At 61.5% G+C, this 18,833-nt stretch carries 18 protein-coding genes; 6 read left to right on the top strand and 12 right to left on the bottom strand.

What is annotated here, in order from left to right; genetic code table 11:
- Positions 1–1,075: 1,075 nt before the first annotated feature.
- Positions 1,076–1,903, top strand: a complete 828-nt coding sequence (locus tag NL126_RS17645; RefSeq protein ID WP_255196195.1) for a YihY/virulence factor BrkB family protein — start codon at positions 1,076–1,078, stop codon at positions 1,901–1,903.
- Between the two features lie 490 nt (positions 1,904–2,393).
- Here NL126_RS17645 and NL126_RS17640 read toward each other — a convergent pair whose 3' ends face one another.
- The 5 genes from NL126_RS17640 to NL126_RS17620 form a co-directional block, all read right to left on the bottom strand.
- Positions 2,394–3,023 (bottom strand): DUF2238 domain-containing protein, encoded by a 630-nt coding sequence (locus NL126_RS17640; RefSeq protein WP_255196194.1) that lies wholly within the window; start codon positions 3,021–3,023, stop codon positions 2,394–2,396.
- The gene (locus NL126_RS17635; protein WP_255196193.1) at positions 3,020–3,610 is read right to left on the bottom strand and encodes a hypothetical protein; all 591 of its coding nucleotides are present in this window, start codon (positions 3,608–3,610) and stop codon (positions 3,020–3,022) included. The genes NL126_RS17640 and NL126_RS17635 overlap by 4 nt, the downstream gene beginning before the upstream one ends.
- A gap of 25 nt (positions 3,611–3,635) precedes the next feature.
- On the bottom strand, positions 3,636–4,634 hold the full coding sequence (locus NL126_RS17630; protein ID WP_255196192.1) for a DUF7972 family membrane protein: 999 nt from the start codon (positions 4,632–4,634) through the stop codon (positions 3,636–3,638).
- 175 nt (positions 4,635–4,809) lie between these two features.
- Complete coding sequence (locus NL126_RS17625) at positions 4,810–6,117, bottom strand: hypothetical protein (protein WP_434084153.1); 1,308 nt, start codon at positions 6,115–6,117, stop codon at positions 4,810–4,812.
- 12 nt (positions 6,118–6,129) lie between these two features.
- Entirely contained in the window at positions 6,130–6,879 is a 750-nt protein-coding gene (locus NL126_RS17620) for a GNAT family N-acetyltransferase (RefSeq protein WP_255196190.1), read from the bottom strand.
- Positions 6,880–7,022: 143 nt separating this feature from the next.
- On the opposite strand from NL126_RS17620, the gene NL126_RS17615 reads away from it, so the two are divergent.
- Complete coding sequence (locus NL126_RS17615; protein ID WP_350355464.1) at positions 7,023–7,322, top strand: DUF7130 family rubredoxin-like protein; 300 nt, start codon at positions 7,023–7,025, stop codon at positions 7,320–7,322.
- A gap of 193 nt (positions 7,323–7,515) precedes the next feature.
- Here the strand turns inward: NL126_RS17615 and NL126_RS17610 are convergent, their stop codons facing one another.
- Together NL126_RS17610 and sp36 (NL126_RS17605) are read right to left on the bottom strand one after the other, a co-directional pair.
- Positions 7,516–8,511 carry a DUF7972 family membrane protein gene (locus tag NL126_RS17610; RefSeq protein ID WP_255196188.1) on the bottom strand — a complete coding sequence of 332 codons (996 nt, stop codon included), beginning with the start codon at positions 8,509–8,511 and terminating at the stop codon, positions 7,516–7,518.
- Complete coding sequence (gene sp36, locus NL126_RS17605) at positions 8,504–8,701, bottom strand: Sp36 family protein (protein ID WP_434084152.1); 198 nt, start codon at positions 8,699–8,701, stop codon at positions 8,504–8,506. Before sp36 (NL126_RS17605) ends, NL126_RS17610 begins: the two co-directional genes overlap by 8 nt.
- A 299-nt stretch (positions 8,702–9,000) precedes the next feature.
- Here sp36 (NL126_RS17605) and NL126_RS17600 point away from each other — a divergent pair, with 299 nt between their 5' ends.
- Positions 9,001–9,792, top strand: coding sequence for a DUF2391 family protein (locus NL126_RS17600; protein WP_255196187.1), 792 nt, complete (start codon positions 9,001–9,003; stop codon positions 9,790–9,792).
- Positions 9,789–10,187, top strand: coding sequence for a hypothetical protein (locus NL126_RS17595; RefSeq protein WP_255196186.1), 399 nt, complete (start codon positions 9,789–9,791; stop codon positions 10,185–10,187). Before NL126_RS17600 ends, NL126_RS17595 begins: the two co-directional genes overlap by 4 nt.
- A gap of 192 nt (positions 10,188–10,379) precedes the next feature.
- Here the strand turns inward: NL126_RS17595 and NL126_RS17590 are convergent, their stop codons facing one another.
- Complete coding sequence (locus NL126_RS17590; protein ID WP_255196185.1) at positions 10,380–12,467, bottom strand: PQQ-dependent sugar dehydrogenase; 2,088 nt, start codon at positions 12,465–12,467, stop codon at positions 10,380–10,382.
- A 427-nt stretch (positions 12,468–12,894) separates the two neighbouring features.
- Here NL126_RS17590 and NL126_RS17585 point away from each other — a divergent pair, with 427 nt between their 5' ends.
- A complete protein-coding gene (locus tag NL126_RS17585) occupies positions 12,895–13,257 on the top strand; it encodes a DUF5789 family protein (RefSeq protein WP_434084151.1) in 363 nt (120 codons plus the stop codon).
- Between the two features lie 273 nt (positions 13,258–13,530).
- Here NL126_RS17585 and NL126_RS17580 read toward each other — a convergent pair whose 3' ends face one another.
- Complete coding sequence (locus tag NL126_RS17580; protein WP_255196183.1) at positions 13,531–14,547, bottom strand: DUF7972 family membrane protein; 1,017 nt, start codon at positions 14,545–14,547, stop codon at positions 13,531–13,533.
- Complete coding sequence (sp36, locus tag NL126_RS17575) at positions 14,544–14,750, bottom strand: Sp36 family protein (RefSeq protein ID WP_255196182.1); 207 nt, start codon at positions 14,748–14,750, stop codon at positions 14,544–14,546. The genes NL126_RS17580 and sp36 (NL126_RS17575) overlap by 4 nt, the downstream gene beginning before the upstream one ends.
- Positions 14,751–15,099: 349 nt before the next feature.
- Between sp36 (NL126_RS17575) and NL126_RS17570 the strand changes: the two genes are divergently transcribed.
- Complete coding sequence (locus tag NL126_RS17570) at positions 15,100–16,065, top strand: cation diffusion facilitator family transporter (RefSeq protein WP_255198864.1); 966 nt, start codon at positions 15,100–15,102, stop codon at positions 16,063–16,065.
- Positions 16,066–16,255: 190 nt separating this feature from the next.
- On the opposite strand, the gene NL126_RS17565 is transcribed toward NL126_RS17570, so the two are convergent.
- Both NL126_RS17565 and NL126_RS17560 read right to left on the bottom strand, forming a co-directional pair.
- Positions 16,256–17,734 (bottom strand): aldehyde dehydrogenase family protein, encoded by a 1,479-nt coding sequence (locus NL126_RS17565; RefSeq protein WP_255198863.1) that lies wholly within the window; start codon positions 17,732–17,734, stop codon positions 16,256–16,258.
- A gap of 535 nt (positions 17,735–18,269) precedes the next feature.
- Positions 18,270–18,614, bottom strand: coding sequence for a DUF7344 domain-containing protein (locus NL126_RS17560; protein WP_255196181.1), 345 nt, complete (start codon positions 18,612–18,614; stop codon positions 18,270–18,272).
- Positions 18,615–18,833: the final 219 nt, after the last annotated feature.

Genomic DNA, 18,833 nt, shown 5'->3' with positions numbered 1-18,833 from the left:
CGAACGTCTACCGGTCTTCCGGTGCGTAGCGCACCACGACGTCGGCCCGCCGACCCAACCCGACCGACCGGCTCATGCTTGCGGTTGCAAGCCGTGGCGTTTCACGCCTCGTCCCAATATTCGGAGATAGAACAATGACAGACCAGAACTCGTCCCGTTCGAAGCAGCTGATCGGCCTGGGTCAGGTCGGCGTAACGTCGTTCATCTGAGAACCCGTCAGGGAAGCCGTTCGGGAGGCACTCGTCGAGGAGCGGGCCAGCGCTGACGAACAGGGAGAGCACACGCAGCGCTCGGTCACGGAGGATCGGACTGAACTGAGAGCGGGAACCGGATCCTTCGGCCGGCGATGCTCCTCCCGGTTCTGGGACTCGCAGTAGTCGGAGTGATCGTGAGGCGTCGGGGCCTTCCGACGGGCTTGACGGGGGAACGCGTTGCCGACGAGGACGACGGGACGCCCTCGACCTTCGACTCGACCCAGCAGAGTACGGCTGACTCGGATTCGAGGAGTATTAACGAATCGACATGACAACGACAACGTGGACGCCGACAGTGACGAGCTTTCGAGGACGGAGTAGCTCTCTCCGCCGATCAAGCTGCACTACGGTCACAGAGCAGGCCGACCCACGCTCGCCACGTGTGGGCCGGACGGTGGAGCGTCGATGACGGCGATACCACTCCCCGGAGCGTCCGGTAACGACACGGTGCACTCGCTTATTCGTCTGGGCGCGGAACGGTTCCCATGGAGACTCGTTCAGCGGCACCCATCGGTCGTGCCGAGACTGGCAGAATCACGAGAGATCCGTTCCGGGTCGAGACGCCCGTTCAGTACTCGGGGAGCGGCCAGTCGAACGCGACGAGCTAGGGCGGTTCGCCGACGGGACGGACGCTATCCGGGGGATCGTTACCCAACCGGTTCTCCCCCTGCCGATCGGACGTGTGGGCATGACTGCTCACACCACATCAGCACGGTCACCCCGGGGGAGAGCTTCGATCGAGTCGTGTATCACGACTACGGAACCCTGCACAGCGCCGTGGAATGGGATGCGATGTGTCCTCGGGCGGAAGTAGGTGACTCATGAGCTTTCGATACTCCCGGAGCGCCGGAAACGCCGTCCAGATCGTACGGAATATCGTTCGCGAGCTTCGGGAGAAAGACGCCCCGTTCATGGCCGGAAGCATCGCGTACTCGGCGTTTGTCTCGCTGTTACCGCTCATCTTACTGCTCGTGATCGCGGCGTCCGCGCTCGGTGGCGAACGCATGGCTGGACGCGTCCGAAACGCCACGAAGCGCTACCTCACACCGACGGGACAGTCCCTAGTGACCGACAGTATCGACCAGATCAGCAGTCAAGCCGGGCTGTCGATTCTGGGGGTCGTCGTTCTCCTGTGGGGGGTCCTGAAGGTCTTTCGTGCGCTCGATACGTCCTTCTCAACGATTTACGATACCACGGAGAAGAACGACATCCTCAACCAGTTCAGGGATGGCCTCGTAGTTCTGGTGGCCTTCAGCGTCGCGTTGGTGGCGGTGCTCGTTGCGGGACTGGGTCTCCGGTTCGTCCCCAATCATCCGTTCCCGCGGCTGGTGAGCGAGTTACTGTTGATTTTCGGTCTCTCGGTCGTGTTCATTCCGATCTACTACGTGTTCCCCGATGTGGATCTCTCCCTCAAGACGGTCTTTCCGGGGGCCGTGGTCGCGGCTGTCGGATGGGTGCTACTCAAGGCTGGATTCGGAATCTACGTCACGTACTCATCGACACAGGACTTGTACGGCGTTATTGGTGGCTTCATGCTCCTGACCACGTTTCTCTACTTCGGGGCACTGGTGATCCTGATTGGTGCCACCACGAACGCTGTTCTCATGGGACCCCGCCCTATCGCCGCCGAGATGCCGACTGATCGGTGACAGAGACCACAACGATCGCGTTTACGGTGTCATACTGACCGACAGCAGTCAATATGACTCATAATAAAGAGGTTCCGCGTGCCGTAACCCCACCCCAGTCTGTCCGGGGAGTTCATGATCGGTAGCAGCTCGATCGAATTGACGCCCAGGTCCGCGAGCGTGTCCAGGTGGTCGGTCAGCAGATCCTGAAGGTCTCCGGCGGCGACGTTGCGCCGGTTACCGCTCACCGCGGGCGCGGCCAAGCGGGGCGGGAATTCGTACAGTACTAGCTCGTGGTTCTCGGGTAGCCCGTCTTCGGGGAGTTCGTCGTCCCAGGAGAACGCCGGTCGGTGTCGCCCGCCGTCTTGGATCCGGAAAGTGCCGCGAATGCCCTGGAACCGGGTGAGCTCCTCGGCGAACGGGTCGGGCGCTACGATGGGGTCGTCCTCGCCGCGCTCGAACGATTCAATAACGCCGATGGTCCAGCGGTCGGCGCGACTGACGAGTCACGCTATGAGCCGAACCGACGCCTCAAGAATCCCGCAAGCGGAACGAAGTACCTGGAGCCACCGACGGCCACGATCAGTCCGCCGACCGTGTTGAACACCATGTCTGTGACGATGTCGTCGACACCATAGACGATCAGCGGTGCCTCGATACCGAGTACCTGCGCTACCTGTCCGGACGAGAACTCGAGTAGTTCCCAGACGACGGAGACAGCGAGGACGAACACGACGATGAACACGGGCCGGAAGCTCGCCGGGACGTGAAGTTCCTTCGAGTGCTGTTCAAACCCGCGGAAGGTCGCGTATCCCAGCCCGGCGACGACAGTCGCTGAGACTGTGTGCGTCACGCTGTCGAACCAGGAGAACCACGAGTACGGGCCAAGCGACCCGACGCTGTGGAGACCGATGGCGATGGTAATCCACAGGACCAGCGCGGGACTCATCGTGTAATCGTACTCCCGGCGGATCGCGGCCGGGATCAACGTAAGCGCCAGACCGAACGCCCCGTTGACTGCCATCCCCGGGCGTAGCGTGACTACCCCGGCGAGGAAGACACCCGCCAGCACGAACTGCAGCAGTCGGGTCAGCAGGCGTTCTCTCCGCTCCGAGAGGCCGATAGACTCGGAGACCGTCATGATGCCTCCTCCGGGACGACCGGTCGGCGACGTGAACCGACGTGTTCGATACGGTCGAAGTACCACAGAAAGAGTTGACCCATCACGAGGCTGACAATTATAACGGTGACGAGGTCCCACTGAAGTTCGGCCTGTGAGTGGATAAACGAGGTGCCGAACCACTGGTCCGAATAGTAGCCGGCGATCGTCCACCACGACTGGAAGGCGATAGTCGTCATAACGGCGAACAGCACTGCAAAGCGACGACTCATTTCCACATCGGTGAACGAGTCGAGCTCGACGACAACCGCGAGCGCGACGGACGAGATGGCGACGTAGCCGGTGACTTCCGGGGCGACGCCGAACATCCGCGCGGTCACTCCGACAGCGACGACCAACCCGAGTGGCCACGGGAGCATCACCCGCCAGTCCCGCCGTAGTACCGCCGGAACCACGAGGATTCCGGCAGCGACCAGTGCGAGCAAACCCCAGAGTAGCGGCGTCATAAGGAGGCTAACGGCGGCAATCAGGATCACGACACCGACGAAGACCCACCCAAGCGTTGCGTTCGTTGTGACGTTTCGTGCGAGCGAGTGTGTGATAGGCATTGGTAGGGAGGATTTTTATGTCCGACTAGTTCAGCGAAAAGATTCCACCCGACGCGGTCAGCCGCGCGACGGTGGTGAGCCGGAACATATAGGCGGTCAACACGAGGTAGGGCGCGATGGAGATCGTGAACGCCACCGCCACGAACGGTTGTAGCAGCGGGATGCCGAACATCAACCCGCTTGGGAGGACCTGCCCGTTGATCGCGATGATCATCGAGGCGTTGAACAGGATGGCAGGGAGCGCGACGATCAGCAGGGTCTGGGACAGCTTCGATACCTCCTTGGTATAATACAGCGTTTTGAAGTACTCCTTTCCGATGGCGAACAGTTCGAACGCATCGATCAGGTCCTCGAAGCGCTCGGGTGAGGTCTCGCGGGAGGAAATAATCGTCCGGGATCTCTTGATGTGTGAGCCGTAGTCGAACCCGAGACCCTTCCAGAGGATGGCGAATTCGGCGCCGGACGTCTCATCGACTGCCCCGAGTTGTTCGGCGGCGTCCGAGACCACCCCCGAGTACGCGTCGATCTCGTCGACGAGTTCCGCATCGGCACCCTCTAACTCGTCCGCGAGCGCGTCCGCGCGGGTGCTGATGGTTCTGGACATGACCTTGAGAAACGACCCGAGGTCGGTTGGGTTCTCTCCGGGGATGGTCAACTCACTGAGGTCCCGGTAGAATTTTATCGTGCCCTGGACGCGGTCCTCTTGGTTGGTGACGGAACTCATGTCGTGTGAGAGCACGATCGAGTTGATCGAGACGACGATGGAGACCAGGAGTATCATCCCGCTCAGGAAGGTGTTGAGGATCGTCTGGATGGTCGAGGTGTCCGTCAGCAGCGTCTGCATCTCGAAGGTCCACACCGTGGCGATACCCATGAAGGTCGCGAACACGAACGTAAGCAACGCTCCTGTCACTGCCAGCCGGTCCCCCTCGAGCAAGACCCATCGCTTCAGTGCGAATCCGCTGCTCCGACTCGGGACCGGAAACCAGTCTCGCCAACGGCTGAACCTCTTGGCGAGACTCATGACACCGGCCTCTGAGCGCTACGGCTGGGAGGACCTACCCGTAATCGATAATTCATGCGATAAGGTACGGTCCACAGCCGCAAGACCTTGCGGGTATGTACCAAGGATGGCTGCGTACGTGGTGGCGTCGCAGGTCACGCGCCGCACCTCCCGTTCACCCGGGGGTGTCGAAGGTCTACGGCCTGTCACGGAAGAGCGCGAGATGCCGGAGCGCCATCCGATTTTCGGTACCGCCGGCGAGCGCGCCCGACAGCACACCGAGCGTGCTGATGAAGGCCCCGACACGGACAAGGTCGACGAGCCCGACCGTGGGTTCCTCGAGGCTCGGCCAGTTCGTCATCAGGTTCGGCGGAAAGACGGCGAACTCGATCAGGAGCATGATCGATCCGACGAGGATGAAGAGCCCCATCATCGCCACGACGAGGATGAAGAACACTGTCACGTTCACCAGTGCCATATGTTCGGTGAACACCTGGCTGCGCTCTCGTGGGAACGTGAGGCGCTGAACGTACAGGAGATGGACTGCGGCAGCGATGACACTCCCTATCGCGAAGAGTGCGGCCGTACGGTTGGTCAGGTTCAGCCCGACGTCCCATGCCTCGGCACTGAACACCAGGATCAGTGTCGGCGTCACAGCGGCCGTCGAGAGGCGCGGGAGTGAGAACGGGAGCAGGGGGGCGCGACTCTGCAGCAGCGTCGCGGCGACGATACCCGGATTCCGCACGAGGCTCACCACGTGAAACGCCAGCCGTTGAAGCCGCCCTCGCGAGACGTCTGCTTGGGGAATGCGGGTCGCAATCCCTCTGAGGTGATCCGTGATGTCCGCATCGAACGGCGGGACGCTCCGTCGGGAGGGGTCAAACGAGAACGGAGCCATGACGCCGCCATCACCGTGGTCCGCACGAAATACGTGTCCCAGGAGGTGAACGAGGAGGGTCGCAGCGTTCCAGCGGACGGCCGGTGAATCGAGCGCCCTGACCGTCTCCCGGTCGTGGGTCCGCAGGAGTCGTCGTGTGGAGACGACAACGACGCGGGCGAGCGGGGAAGCGAGCCCCTCGACGGATCGCTCCTCCCGCGTGGTGAGGGGCACGTCGGTCACGACGACGACCAGGTCGTACGGGCGTTTCGTCATGTGAAGCGCGGCTTCATCGAGGAACTCGGACGGCCGTCGAGGAGCACGGTCGGTGAGCGAGTCCGGATCGGCACAGTGGATCCGCCAAGCTGCGTCCGTGGCTGCCGCCAGCTCTTCGATACCGTCCCGGGCCATCCGCTCGGCGAACGACCGGAGCGGCTCGACATCCCCACCAGGCGAGTGCGCAACGAGAATCCCCACGTCGATCGGTGCCCCGGCCTCATCGTCACTCCGATCGTCCACAGTCGGCTGGTCGGGCTGATCCGCCTCATTGAACTGAGGTACCGCACCGCCTGAGGAGTTCCGGTCGACGTCGGAGGACTCGTGATTCATCGCCTGAGCATCGTCCATTATGGGACGATCTCAGAGATACGCATCGTCCCACTCGTCAGCCAGATGAACGTTACCACAGTTCCCGCACTCGAGCCTGCCTTGTGCGTCGGCGGAGACGTCAGTACTGCCACACTGTGAACAGAAGTACCCGTACGCGTCCTCCTCGTCTTCCGCACGGGACACCGTGAAGAATGGGGCCTCCCTGCCGGGAACGGTCTCATCGCGATTGACGGACCTAGCAACTCCATCTACGGTGACGGATTCGGGGATCGGGACAGCGGGTTCGTTCGGCGTCTCTGTCTTTTGCCCCTCCGTGAACATGGTGACATCGTACTCCTCCCCGCCGAGCAGTATCTGGTCGTGGTCACTCTCTTTGAGGCCGAACCCTTTGAGGAAGTCGCCGCCTTCGACGGCTTCGTCGAGGACACACGCCGCAATCGGCTTCTCGACAAACTCTTCGCGAACGCGATCGAGCAGCGCCGTGGCGATGCCCTTGCCCCGCGCCTCCGGATCCACGTGGAGCCACCGGATCGTCGCTCGTGTTCCGACATCGACGGTGAGGAACCCGTAAACAGTCTCCGTGCCGTCGATCGTCTCGTCGACGACGAGCACGGTTGTGTCCGTATCTTCGAGGAGGTCGTTCAGTGACGTGTCGTCGAACTCATCTTCGAGGATCGTCTCGATCTGCTGTGGGCTGAGCGAGTACGACGACTGCAGCGAGTCGCGCGCGATCGCTCTGATCCGTTCCCGGTCGGCTGGCTCCGCAGGGCGAACTTCCATGCGGTAAGTTGTCGTCGAACACGGTTAAGTCGTCGGTTGGTCCTCATCTCTGCGCGGCCGAACGACCCTCACGCTTGGTACAGATTAGAGTCTACGCAGATGTTCCCACAAACGGGATACCCGTGCAAACCCACTATCATGGAATGGACGACCAGAACCATAGCCATAGTGCGTCGATCAAACCGGGAGAAGTAGTGTACGATAGCAACGGGCGACCAGTGGGACGCGTGAGCGGACTCATCGACGATGGGTTCGAAGTGGAGGCGATGGACCCCCACGAGAGCGAGGTCGAGGAACTACCGGGGCAGGAGTTCGGAGAAGGGTACCTGATGTGGCGGTGTGCCGAATGCGGAGAGATGGGCGAACTGGAGAGGGAGTTGCCAGAAGCGTGCCCGAACTGTAGTGCTCCACGAGAAGCGATCTCCCCCGTCCAAGAGGATTGAGCGTGAACCGCCCACCGGCTTGGCCGGCCTCTCGACGCGCTCCGGTGGACCGTCGAGAGCGGCGGGATCATCGCCGAGCTGGGGTTGCGGGCTGCGACGCGTCACAGCGAGTCCAGACCGTCCGAGTGCGCCACCCCTACCGGGCATGGGGGCGGGGCGACCTGCGTAGTAGGCGTTTGAATCCGGTAGTCGGTTAGCTAAGCATGAGCGGTCCCATCGAGAGCGTCTGTTTGGCGAGCGTCGCGAGCCGCAGGATGTAGGATGTGAACAGGAGAAATGGCAGCACTGAGATGGCAAACGCGGCGCTAACGACCCAGAGAACGCTCTCGATGCCGAGGAACGTACCGGTGAACGTCGTCGGGTCGACGAAGACGACCATCCCCCCAGCGACGGAGAGTGCGATCACTGCGGCGTACAGGATGGCTCGTGAGAGTTTCACCAGCGCCCACTGGATGTAGAGATCCTTGATGTACTCGCGGACTACCCCGTACATCGTGAGCACCTCGAGCAAATTTCTGAACGCGCTTCGTTCTTCGTCGGTGAGGGAGTCTTCGTACTCCATCCCGAGCCGGCGAACGTCGTGCATTTTCCGATCGTAATTATAATCGAGCGCGGGCGATACGACGTCGAAGGTGCCGAAATCTGTGTCTTCGAGGTGGGTACGTGCGTGGTCAGCGTTCTCCAACAGGTCGGTGACGTACTCGTTTACATTCTTGTAGAGCGCTCGGTTTTCAGTCTCGGAGAGTGTGTCTCGCAGTGTCTTCGCTCGCTGTTCGCTCGTTTCGATAAGCGCATGGAGGTAGGCCGCAGGGTCGGCTGGCGTCGGCATCCCGAGGAGGCTGTCGGTGTTCTGGCGAAAATCCATCGTCATATCCATCCGACTACGCTGGCTCCCGAGCGAGCCGATTTCCTGGGAGAGGACGAGCTGATTGATCGTGACGACGAGCGTCGTTCCTGTGATGATCGCGCCGACGAGACTGGCGAATACCGTCTCGACCATGTCGCTCGACTGCATGGTCGAGAGCAACGACACCGGCTTCAGCACGCCCCAGATCATGAACACGAGGAAGATTAGGAACGCGAGCGCGCCAGCGACGACCCACCGGTTAGCCCCGAGCAGCAACCAGAACCAGTATTTGTTGACGTCCGTCCGTTCACGTAGCGTGCTACTCGTCGAGAAGTCATTCATGAGAGATCGGGCGTTTGAACAGCAGTAGTTTCGTGCCGCCACCGTCGTAGCTGATCGTCTCTGCGAGTTCCCAGCCCTCTGTACCGAGGCGGTTTAGTTCGTCTGTTGGATCGACCGTCTCTCGCTTGGTCAATCCCTTCGGCGGTTCGAGTGTCTTGTATTCCCATTGCTGGTGCATTTCAGTACCCATGAGTTGCTATCGGCTCTCACGGTGATGACTCTGGTGACAGGTTGCTTCCCGTCGTGTCCTGATCAGAGGGGGGTGTTCGCCCATCGCCGTCTATCGCGATAACGGACTCACAGATAGCTCCGCTGGGGACTCCTCACCGAGTGCGTCGTTCACACTGTGGTACGAAGCCACGCTATTCTACCCGATGTGCGCGATTGTCCGCACTTCCGTGAGGTACGGGCTGTCGAATACCGCGGTTGTGTTTGCCACCCGCTCCACGACTCCATACGGGTGAACGACACATTCTCCAGGGCCAAAGGATGTATGGAAATCGATTAGTTGACGTTCGGTCCCTGCTTGACGGCGAGCACGCTCGTCCAGGACGCGGACGGGACCTCGCCGGCGAGGCGCCGACGGGGCATCTGGTCGCGTTTCTCGTCGTCGGACTGGGGCTCGTGATACCGATCATCCGGAGCGTCGGCTTTCGGGACGAGGAACAAGACGCATCCAGTCGGTCGTCGATGTGGGTCGAGTTCGCAGAAGTCGTGTTCCAAAGCTACGTCGCGGGGTACGGCGTGCTGCTTCTGCTCGGCATCGTCGGCCCCGGGACACCGACGTCCGTTGTCGTTCGGGCCGGACTGTTGCAGGTCGTCCCGCTCGCGTTCGGAGCCGGACTCGCCAACGGGGTGCTCAGCGGTGGGCAAGACGAGCTCTCGGCGCGGAACTTCCCGCACAACCTCGGCATCTTCACGCTGGGAGCTGTCTTCTTCGCGGCGCCCATCGCACCGACCGACGAAGTCGACTTGATCGCCGCCGGGTCGCGTTGGGTCCGGATTGGTGTCATCCTCCTCATCACGCTGGTAGTAGTGTATCTCGTCCTCTACGAACTGGAATTTCGGGGGCAAGCGGGACGGCTACATGGACTCTCGCCGTGGCAACAGGTCGAACAGACCTGCGTGGTCTACGCAGTCGCCTTGCTCGTCGGGGCGGGACTGCTCGTCGTACTGGGCGGGTCGGGAAGCCTGCAGTTCGACACCGTCGTGCGTCAAACAATCGTCCTCGCGTTCCCAACGGCGATTGGGGCGAGCGCGGCACAGGTGGTGCTCGCATGACGGCCGACAGCGACGCCACGGTGGCGGAGAACGAGGAGTTAGACTGGGGCGTCCTGCTCGAACGGGTAATCGTCGCCATGAGCATCCTCCTGATCGTCGGAACGCTCGGGTACGTCGGACTGCAGGCTGCGACGGCATCGGAAGGGGCAGAACCGACCGCGACCATCATCGCGGTCGACCCGACCGCCGACATCGCAGGACAGCAGGTGACCGTCCAGTTTGACAACCGCAAGGCGACCGGCCTGCTGTCGGCCCAGGTTGGCGTCCAGTGCGGATCGGTCTCCCGCACGCTGTCGTTCACGCACGTCCCGGCGCAGGGTCATCGCACGGGGACCGTCATCTGTCCGGCGGCGACGACGCCCGAGGCGAGCGTCGAGACCTGGATCGAGACCTGAGTAGGGAGTCGCCAGCGACTCGAGGAGGTTCTCGACGGTTTCGATGTTCGTCGAGACGTCGTCGGAGAGAAACTCCTCGTGTTGGGGACGGCGGTGATGGATCGCAGTGTCCACGACGCAGTGGTACGGTGGGTTGGACGGTGCGACCGAGTCGTCGTGAGCGTTGCGGCCACGTCGGTGGGGCGGCCGGTGTCAGTCGTCGTCCTGAAGGCGCCGTTTCGCTGCGAGTCCGATGCCGCCGAGGACGGCCACCGCCGACAGCAGGAAGCCCGGTCCGGGGCCGCTCGTCGATGTTGTCTCGGCATCGCCGCCACCGGTCGTAGTCTCGGAGGTCGTAGTTCCGCCGTCGGTCCCCGTCGTCGTCGCGTTCCCGGTGGTCGTCGTGGTCCCGCCGTCACCGGGCGGGACGAGTTGGAGGAGGACGCCGGTATCCCCCTCGGGGGCGCCGCGTTTGTTCGCGAGGACGTACACGTCACCGTTCGAGCCCTGTCCGAACATCCGGACGAAGTAGTCGAACCCGCCCTGGATGGCCAGTTCCTGCACGGGCCAGAGGTCGGCGTTCCCGGTCGTGGTGCCGCCCGCTCCGCCGAAGTTCTCGGGCGGGGTCGCAGCCAGCACGCGGCCGTTCGGTTCGTTCCGCGCGGGGTCTGACGTCCAGATTCCGAACACGTATTTTCCCTCGAGTTCGGGGATGGTCGTGGCCTCGTACCGGTGGCCACCGATGACGGTGATTCCGACGCTCTCGCCCTGGTACGTGTGCGGGAACTCTATCACGGGGTCGATGAGCGGACTCCCGTCGTACGGGCCGCTGTTCGGTTCGTTCGACGGACAGTCCGTGATCGCCATCGGGTCGCTCGGGTCCTCGGTACTGAAGCAGTGTGTGCCCTCCTTGACGTTCCAGCCGTAGTTCCCGCCGCGCTCGACGACGTCGACCTCCTCGAAGAGGTTCTGTCCGGCGTCCGCGACGAACAGATTGCCCTCGCTGTCGAAGGAGATCCCGTACGGGTTGCGGAAGCCGTACGCGTATATCTCGTCCAGTCCGTCGGTGCCGACGAAGGGGTTGTCGTCCGGGATGCCGTACGGACGGTCCCCCTCGGTGGCGTCGACGTCGATGCGGACGACGTCGCCGAGGAGGTTCTCCGTCACGTCCTGGCCGTTCCCGCCAGCATTCCGGTCGTACCAGTCCGGGACGTGGCCGTACATGTCGTCGTTGGCGCCGCCGCCGTCACCCATGGGGACGTAGAGGTAGCCGTCGGGGCCGAACGCGATGGGGCCGCCGTCGTGGTTATACTGGGGTTTCTGGAACTGGAGGAGGATACGCTCCGACTCCGGGTTGCCCGTCGTGAGGTCCGAGGACGCGGTGAACTCGGAGACGACCTCGACGTGGTCCCACCCGTCCGGCGTCTGATTGTTCGGCGGCGCGCTGTAGTGGAGGTAGAACTTCCGGTTCTCCGCGAACGAGGGGTGGAACTCGATACCGAGCAGTCCGCGTTCGTCGTACGCCTGGGTTGGGTTGGCGTACGACCCGTTGAACTCGCCGAGGGTGACCATGCGGTCGGAGATGTCGATGAACGGCATCTGCTCCCGGCCGTTCTCGGTGACGACCCACACCTCGCCCGTCTGGTCGGTGACGAACTGTCGGCCGCTCCCGTCCCCAGCTATCGCGTGGTCCGTTGGCGCGGTCATCCCCTGTGCGACGACCTGGACGCCGACCTCCGGCCCCTGTTCGAAGTACCCGGCGCTGTCCTGTTGCTGCGTGGTCGTCGTCGTCGCCTGCGTGGTCGTCTGATTCCCCCCGCTCCCGCTCACGTTCACGTCCCCGACCATCGTGTTCGGGTGCACCTCACACAAGTAGGTCGCCATCTCCGGACTCGCCGTGAATGTCACGGTCTGCATCGCCCCCTGCTGGGTGATGATCTCGGAGCGCACCATCTGTTCGCCCGCCTCGTTCTGAATGACGAAGTTGTGGGGGAGCCCGTCGAGGTTCTCCCAGGTCACGGCGTACTGCGTGCCGGCCTGCAGCGACAGTGTCGGGTTCGCCTGACCGGCGATGGACGAGGGCGCCCGTCCACGCCATGCCTGTACCTCACCCCCGAGACGGAACGTCTCCTGCCGATGGGTAGCGAATCCACCGAGGCCGAGTCCGACGCCGGCGAGACCGACCCCTCGGAGGACGTGTCTCCGCGAGGCCCCCGAATCTTCGTCGCTCGACTCGCCTCCCTCGTCCGCTACACCCCCTTTCTCCGGCCACGAATAACCGATATCTGTCGGGTCTTTCATGCAAAACTCTGCTTTTCTCGGTGGCTTTGTTATTCATACCTAGCTTCGAGAAACGCGGAAGTACGGTAGCCTTATGCCTGGAAATCCGCAATTTCATCCCAGAAAACGGGCAATGTTTTGTCGCCCCGGTTCATGCGTTTGAGCCGGTAAGTGCGAGTTCGACGTTTCTGACGGTACACTCCAAGACGAGTTCGCGGAATTGACGGCTCTGGTGAATCACAAGATGGCGTCTGCTTCGACCGGTAGAACTAGACAGATGAAGTGGGGAACCGCCGATGTCCATCCGTCTTTAGCAAAGTGGTATGTGGTTACCGACCGCAGGACGGTTCGGCGGACGTCCTCGACTAGTGTCCGGTAGTGGTCCGCGATGAACGGGACAACCTGTGCCTGCACAAATTCCTTGGTACCAGTCCGCGTATAACCGCGTATGGCACCGACTGACGAAGCCAGCAGCGACGGGGACAGCGACTCGCGTGAACAGGGCGTCGAGTTCGGACCGTTGATGGAGAAGCTCGAATCACACGAGTATCCGACGACGCTCGAGGAACTGCTAGCGGCGTACGGCGACGCCAAACTGGATCTGGTCGATGGGTCGACGACACTTCGCGAGGTTCTTGGCGAACAGAGCGAAAGCACCGGCGAGCAACGCTATGAGTCGGCAGAGGAAGTCCAGCAGTCGGTTTTCAATATGGTCGGCGAGGCTGCCATCGGTCGAAAGGGGTACAGCGACCGGGGTGGGCAGACTCCAGATGAATCGGCCGACAGCAACGAGGAACCGGAGTCGCTGTAAGGGGCGGCCTGCGCGCAATGTGGTCGCCTGGGTCGTCGCCTTGTCACAGGTCGCTGTTGGCCCCTTGCATTTCGCCCCACCACCGCACGAGCGAAGGCGGGGCAGTTCGTCGTGGTCCACGGGACGGTCTGTTCCGTCGACCGCGATGACCGACGGAACGTGAATGGACGGTTCGTTCGGCTGTTCCAGGTCTCCATCGGTCGAGAATTTTGCCACGGCGTACTCCTCGCCGCCGAGATCGGCCCATCCCCCGCCAATTGGAGCTGTAACGCCTCAGCGTTGGGATCCGCGGAGGAGCAGCGGTTCGATGGCGAGTGTCCGTTTCGCGATGGTGAGGATGCGAAGGACGTACGAGACGAACAGCATGAAGGGAACGAGCGTCACCGCAAACGCACCGCCCACGACGAGGATGATATGATCGAAACCGAGTGTGCTTCCCGGGAACGTCCCCGCATCGACGATTGCGACCATGATACCCGCAACGGCCAATGCCGGGACTGCAGCATAGAGAATCATCTGGGAAAGGTCGATGAGTGCCCACTGGAAGTACAGCGTCTTGATGTGTTCGCGCGCCGGGCCAAACAGAGACAGTGCTGTTTTGAGCTCGTCAAGCAAGCCGTGTTCTTCCTCGGTGAGGCTCTCTTCGTATTCGTTCGCGAGACGTTCAACTTGGAAGATCTTCCAGCTATAATTGAAATTCAGTGCGGCGAATAACACATCGAACGAGCCAAACTGCGCACCCTCGAGTTGGTCACGTACCGTGTCAGCGTTCCCGGTGACGCTTTCAGCGAATTCATCGACCTCATCTCGGAGGTTCTCGTCAGCATTCTTGCCAATTGACTCTCGAAGAGCCGTAGTCCGTTGTGCCGTGGCTCCGATAATCTGCCGGAGGAATTCGGATGGGTCGACAGGACTCGGAGCCCCGATCAACTCTTCAGTAAAGTCCCGGAAATCCATCGAACTGGCCATCCGCTCGCGTTGATCGCCGAGCGGGCCGTTCTCCTGAGTGAGGACGAGCTGACCGATCGTGACGACGAGTGTCGTCCCGGTCACGATGACCGTGATCATCGTCGAGAACATCGTGTCGATCATGTCACCGGACTCGATTTGCTGTGAAAACGGTGGATTGAGGACAGTAACGGCGATAACGAATACGACGAACACGGCACTGGTCAGGACACTGGAGACGAGAAGGCGGTTCGCGCGAAGCAGCACCCAGAGTTTTATCCGACTCTCTCCCGCGCGCTCACGCATCGTGTTGGCCGTACTGATACCGGTTTCGTCAGTCATACTGGCTCACTCGATCGGGCAGGTCGCTTGAAAACGAGGTACTTGGTGCCGCCTCCCTCGTAGTCGATCGTCTCCACAAACTCCCAGCCCTCTGCACCGAGTTGATTCAAGTCCGCTTTCGGATCTTCTGCTTCTTTTTGGGTCTCATCACGCGGTGGGCGAAGCGTCTCGTACTCCCAGCGGGTCGTTTCTGATTCGGACATCACTACTAGTAGGTACTGCAGCCCTCTATAGCTCGCTCCACCACCGAGATGAAGGGGATATTTCGGTCCTGTTGAACCCCTCATCCGGTGATAGGTCTAAGCGGCCGTGCTGCATTCGGAGGGTGTAGTCAGCACGGTACTGCAGTCTGTTGTCTTCATTGAGAGAAAACGGGGCCTCCCCGTCTGGAACGGGTCGAACGTGTCCTGCGGTGGGGGGAAACGACTCACATCCGATTTCCGGTCACCCAACATCACCGCCAATTTGCCGATTTGTCTCTCGGATAATAACAACCCAATCCACGGTAAAAAGTGACGACTTGAACCGTTGGCGTACCCTATCTTTTCCAAGATGGCTGCTGGAAGTACCGGCGTCGTTATCGCCGCATTAATCGCGAACGCCGGTATTACGATACTGAAATTTGGCGGGTTCTTGCTGACTGGGAGTCCAGCGATGCTTGCCGAAACCTACCACTCCATCTCCGATACGGGCAATCAGGTGCTGCTTTTGGTCGGGATCAGAGCCAGTAAAGAGCATGCGACAAGGTCCCACCCCTTTGGGCACGGGAAGTCCCAGTTCTTCTACGCGTTTCTCGTTTCGGTGCTACTCTTCGGAGCCGCGGGGTGGAAAAGCCTCACACACGGTATCTCCGAACTTCGAGCCGGCGGGCACGAAATCGAAGCGGGCCCCGCACAGTTTCTTGGGATCACGATTGACTTGCAGGCACCGGTCGACCCATTCTACGTCGTGGTCGCCATCCTGCTCGGAGCGGCCGCCTTCGAGACGTACGCATTCTCGAAGGCCAACGCCGAACTGCAACGCCAGATGGAGGTCTACGACTGGTCGGGCTATCGCCAGGCGTTTAGCCAGACGAGCGACATCACGACGCTGACTGCCTTCACGGAGGATGCGGTTGCATTGCTGGGACTCCTCGCCGCGCTCGTCGGAATCGCTGCGACACGCATCACCGGTAACCCCGCCTACGACGCCGCCGCCGCAGTCGTGATCGGGTTTCTCCTGATGGTGTTTGCGGTGGCACTGGCGATCGAAAACAAGCGGCTCATCATTGGCGAGAGCCTCTCCGCAGACGTCGAACGCAAGTTGCGCACGGCCGTCGAGTCTCACGACGACGTCGTCCATCTCGATGACTTCCGGACGATGTTCATCGGGACTGGAACGGTACTCGTCACCGCGGACGTGAGCTTCGACTCGAAGCTCGTAACCGGCGACATTGATGAAGATATCAAGCAGATTGAACAGGCACTCATCGGCATCGACAGTCGAGTAAAGCTGGTGTACATTGAACCGGAGCTGTAACCGTCTCTCGCCATTCAAGCCCGTACACTGGCCACCCACCGGCTCACTGAGGAGTGCCTTGGGTCCTGAAATACGCGCGTCGTATGCAGCACGACTGTTGGTTCGTCTCAGCATCTCGAAACAAGGTCCTGCCCGCTGACAGGGTCAGCAGCGACCGGCGTCGCTGAATTTACTAGTCGAGCTCCGAGTTTCAGTCAAGCAGACCGTATTCACGTTCGTCGTGCTGGACCGAGATCCACTTCTCCTCGAGAAGTTCGTCCCGTACCCATTCGCCGTTGTACCGACCGAGACCCGACTGCTTGAGTCCGCCGAACGGTGCATTGGGTTCGTCCTGAATTGGGTGATCGTTGATGTGGACCATCCCGGATTCGATTCGGTCGGCCAGCGAGCGCGCCCGGGCATCGTCCTCACACTGGACCGAAGCCGCAAGTCCGTACTCCGTATCGTTCGCAACCTCGACTGCCTCCTCGTCAGAGCCGACCGGGATCACCGGTGCAACCGGACCGAAGTGTTCGTTGCAGGCAGCCGCCATCTCGTTCGTCACGCCGGAGAGGACCGTCGGCTCGAAGAACAATTCGTCGGCCTCGCCACCGGTTTCGAGGGTCGCACCCTGCTCAATGGACTGGTTGACGAACTCCGTGATACTGTCGAGCTGGGACTCGTTGATCAGCGGTCCGAGGTCGACGTCGTCCGTGGTCGGATCACCCATGTCGAGTGAGTTCGCGTACGTAGTGAGCTTCTCGACGTAGTCGTCGTAGACGTCCTCGTGGACGATATGCCGGTTAATCGAGATACAGACCTGTCCCTGGTGGGTGAACGACCCGACCGCTCCGATCCGAGCGGCCCTGTCGACGTCGATGTCTTCGGTGACGACGTTCGGGCCGTTGCCGCCGAGTTCGAGAGCGGGCAGGGTGATACTGTTGCCGGCCTGGCTGGCGACTCGTTTGCCGACAGCGGTCGAGCCGGTGAAAGAAATCACACGTGGCACCGGGTGGCCCGCGATACGGTCGCCGATTTCCGCCCCCCGGCCGGTGACCACGTTCACGACGCCGTCCGGGAATCCGACCTCGTCAGCGATCTCTGCCAAGAAGAGCCCACCGGAGATCGGCGTATCCGAGGCCGGTTTGACGACGACTGTGCACCCGAGCGCGAGCGCTGGGGCCAGTGCGCGGGTGGTCAGATGCACGGGGTAGTTCCACGGCGAGATGATACCGACAACGCCGACCGGCTCCTCGACGATGTGGTGGCGCTTGCCCTCGACGAACGCCGAGTCTCTAACCTCCTCTTCCGGCGGGGCGAGGTCGAGTGCGGTCTCGAAGTCACTCTGCGTGAGGGCGAGTTCCCCGTTGGCCTTTCCACTTGCACTCCCGCCCTCGCGCGCAAGTAGCTCGACGAGGTCATCGGAACGTTCCCTGAGCGTGTCGAGTGCTGTCTTAACGAGCTCGTTCCGGTCGGCGCGTGAAGTAGCCTCCCAGCCCGGCTGTGCTTCCCCAGCCGCCTCGTAGGCCGCATCCACGTCCTGTGTTGTCGCTGCGGGCACCTCGGCAAACGCTTTTTGTGTCGACGGATTTGCCACCTCGAGCGTCTCGCCACCGGTGGCATCGACCCACCCACCGTCAATATACATCTGATCCCACTCTGAACCTGCTATGCTATCTCCCACGGACATCATGTGATATGACGTTTATACAGATATAACGCCCCTCGTTTTTTCAGTCTCGTATCTTTTTGAGGAAGTGAGTAACGGAATGCAACAAGACCACTCCCGTATGAGTCTGAGTTGCACCCGCTCAATTCGCGCCCTGTCTCTTGGACGCCGCCTGTTGGTCATCGAGCGTGAGTGCGGGAATGAGTCATACTGGTCTGCAAAGCGTTCAATACAGAGCTCGACGCGAAGGGACAGGTCGAACGGGATAGCTCGCGCGGACGTGACGGTTTTCGGGTGCCAGCGACTAGCTAAGGCCTCTCGTTCGGTGAGATTCGCGCTGCTGGTGGCTTCTTGAACGGCTTGACGCTGACAGTACCCACATACACACGGTTCGCGTTGTGGAATCCGGATGAGCATTCGATCCCAGTCAACCGCGTGTCGTAGTGCCCGGACTCGAGGACGGCCGCTAGCGACGGACACGAGCCTACTAGTGGGGGAGCGCCGTTGCGTCAGGATGACCAATCTCTCGGGTCGTCGGCCGACCCGGACAGCTGTCCTACTCCCCGGATGTAAGGAGGGCCTCGGTCAGCTCGTGGAACGGGTTCTGGAGGGACTCAATCCGATTCGACGCCGAGTCGTACCAGAGGACGCCCGCTTGGTCGAGCATCGGGAGGTGGTGGTGGTGGAGAACCAGTGCCGTTCTGTCGACATCCGCCTTCGAGCCCTCCTCCCATCTGACGACGGCTTCCGCCAACGTCTCCAGGTCGATGGGTGGTTCGCAACTCCGAAGAACGATGAGTGTCGCTCTGCGGCGTGCGTCCGAGAGTAACTGGTGTCGAACGGAGGCGTCCAGTTCGACGAACGTTTCCCCTGTGCCGGTGGTGCGCAGCGAGTCGGACATGTTGGTTTTCACTTCCATCACGGAGGGCAACCCTGCCGTACACGGAGGAACGTCCGACATCACGGTAAGCGGACTGGCTAAGATATTAGGGCGCCTGGTCGGCGGTCGTGCCCGTTCGGACGTATCGGAAACGACGCGGTTTCTCTCGGCACACGTACCGGATTGTAACGAGTTTGTATCCGCTTCGGGAAGGGATATCGACTCCGCCGGCGGAGAGTT

The sequence above is a fragment of the Halorarius litoreus genome, assembly GCF_024362405.1.
Lineage (GTDB): Archaea > Halobacteriota > Halobacteria > Halobacteriales > Haloarculaceae > Halorarius > Halorarius litoreus.
The sequence above is the reverse complement of the archived record's forward strand: the minus strand, read 5'-3'. Positions and strand labels throughout refer to the sequence as shown.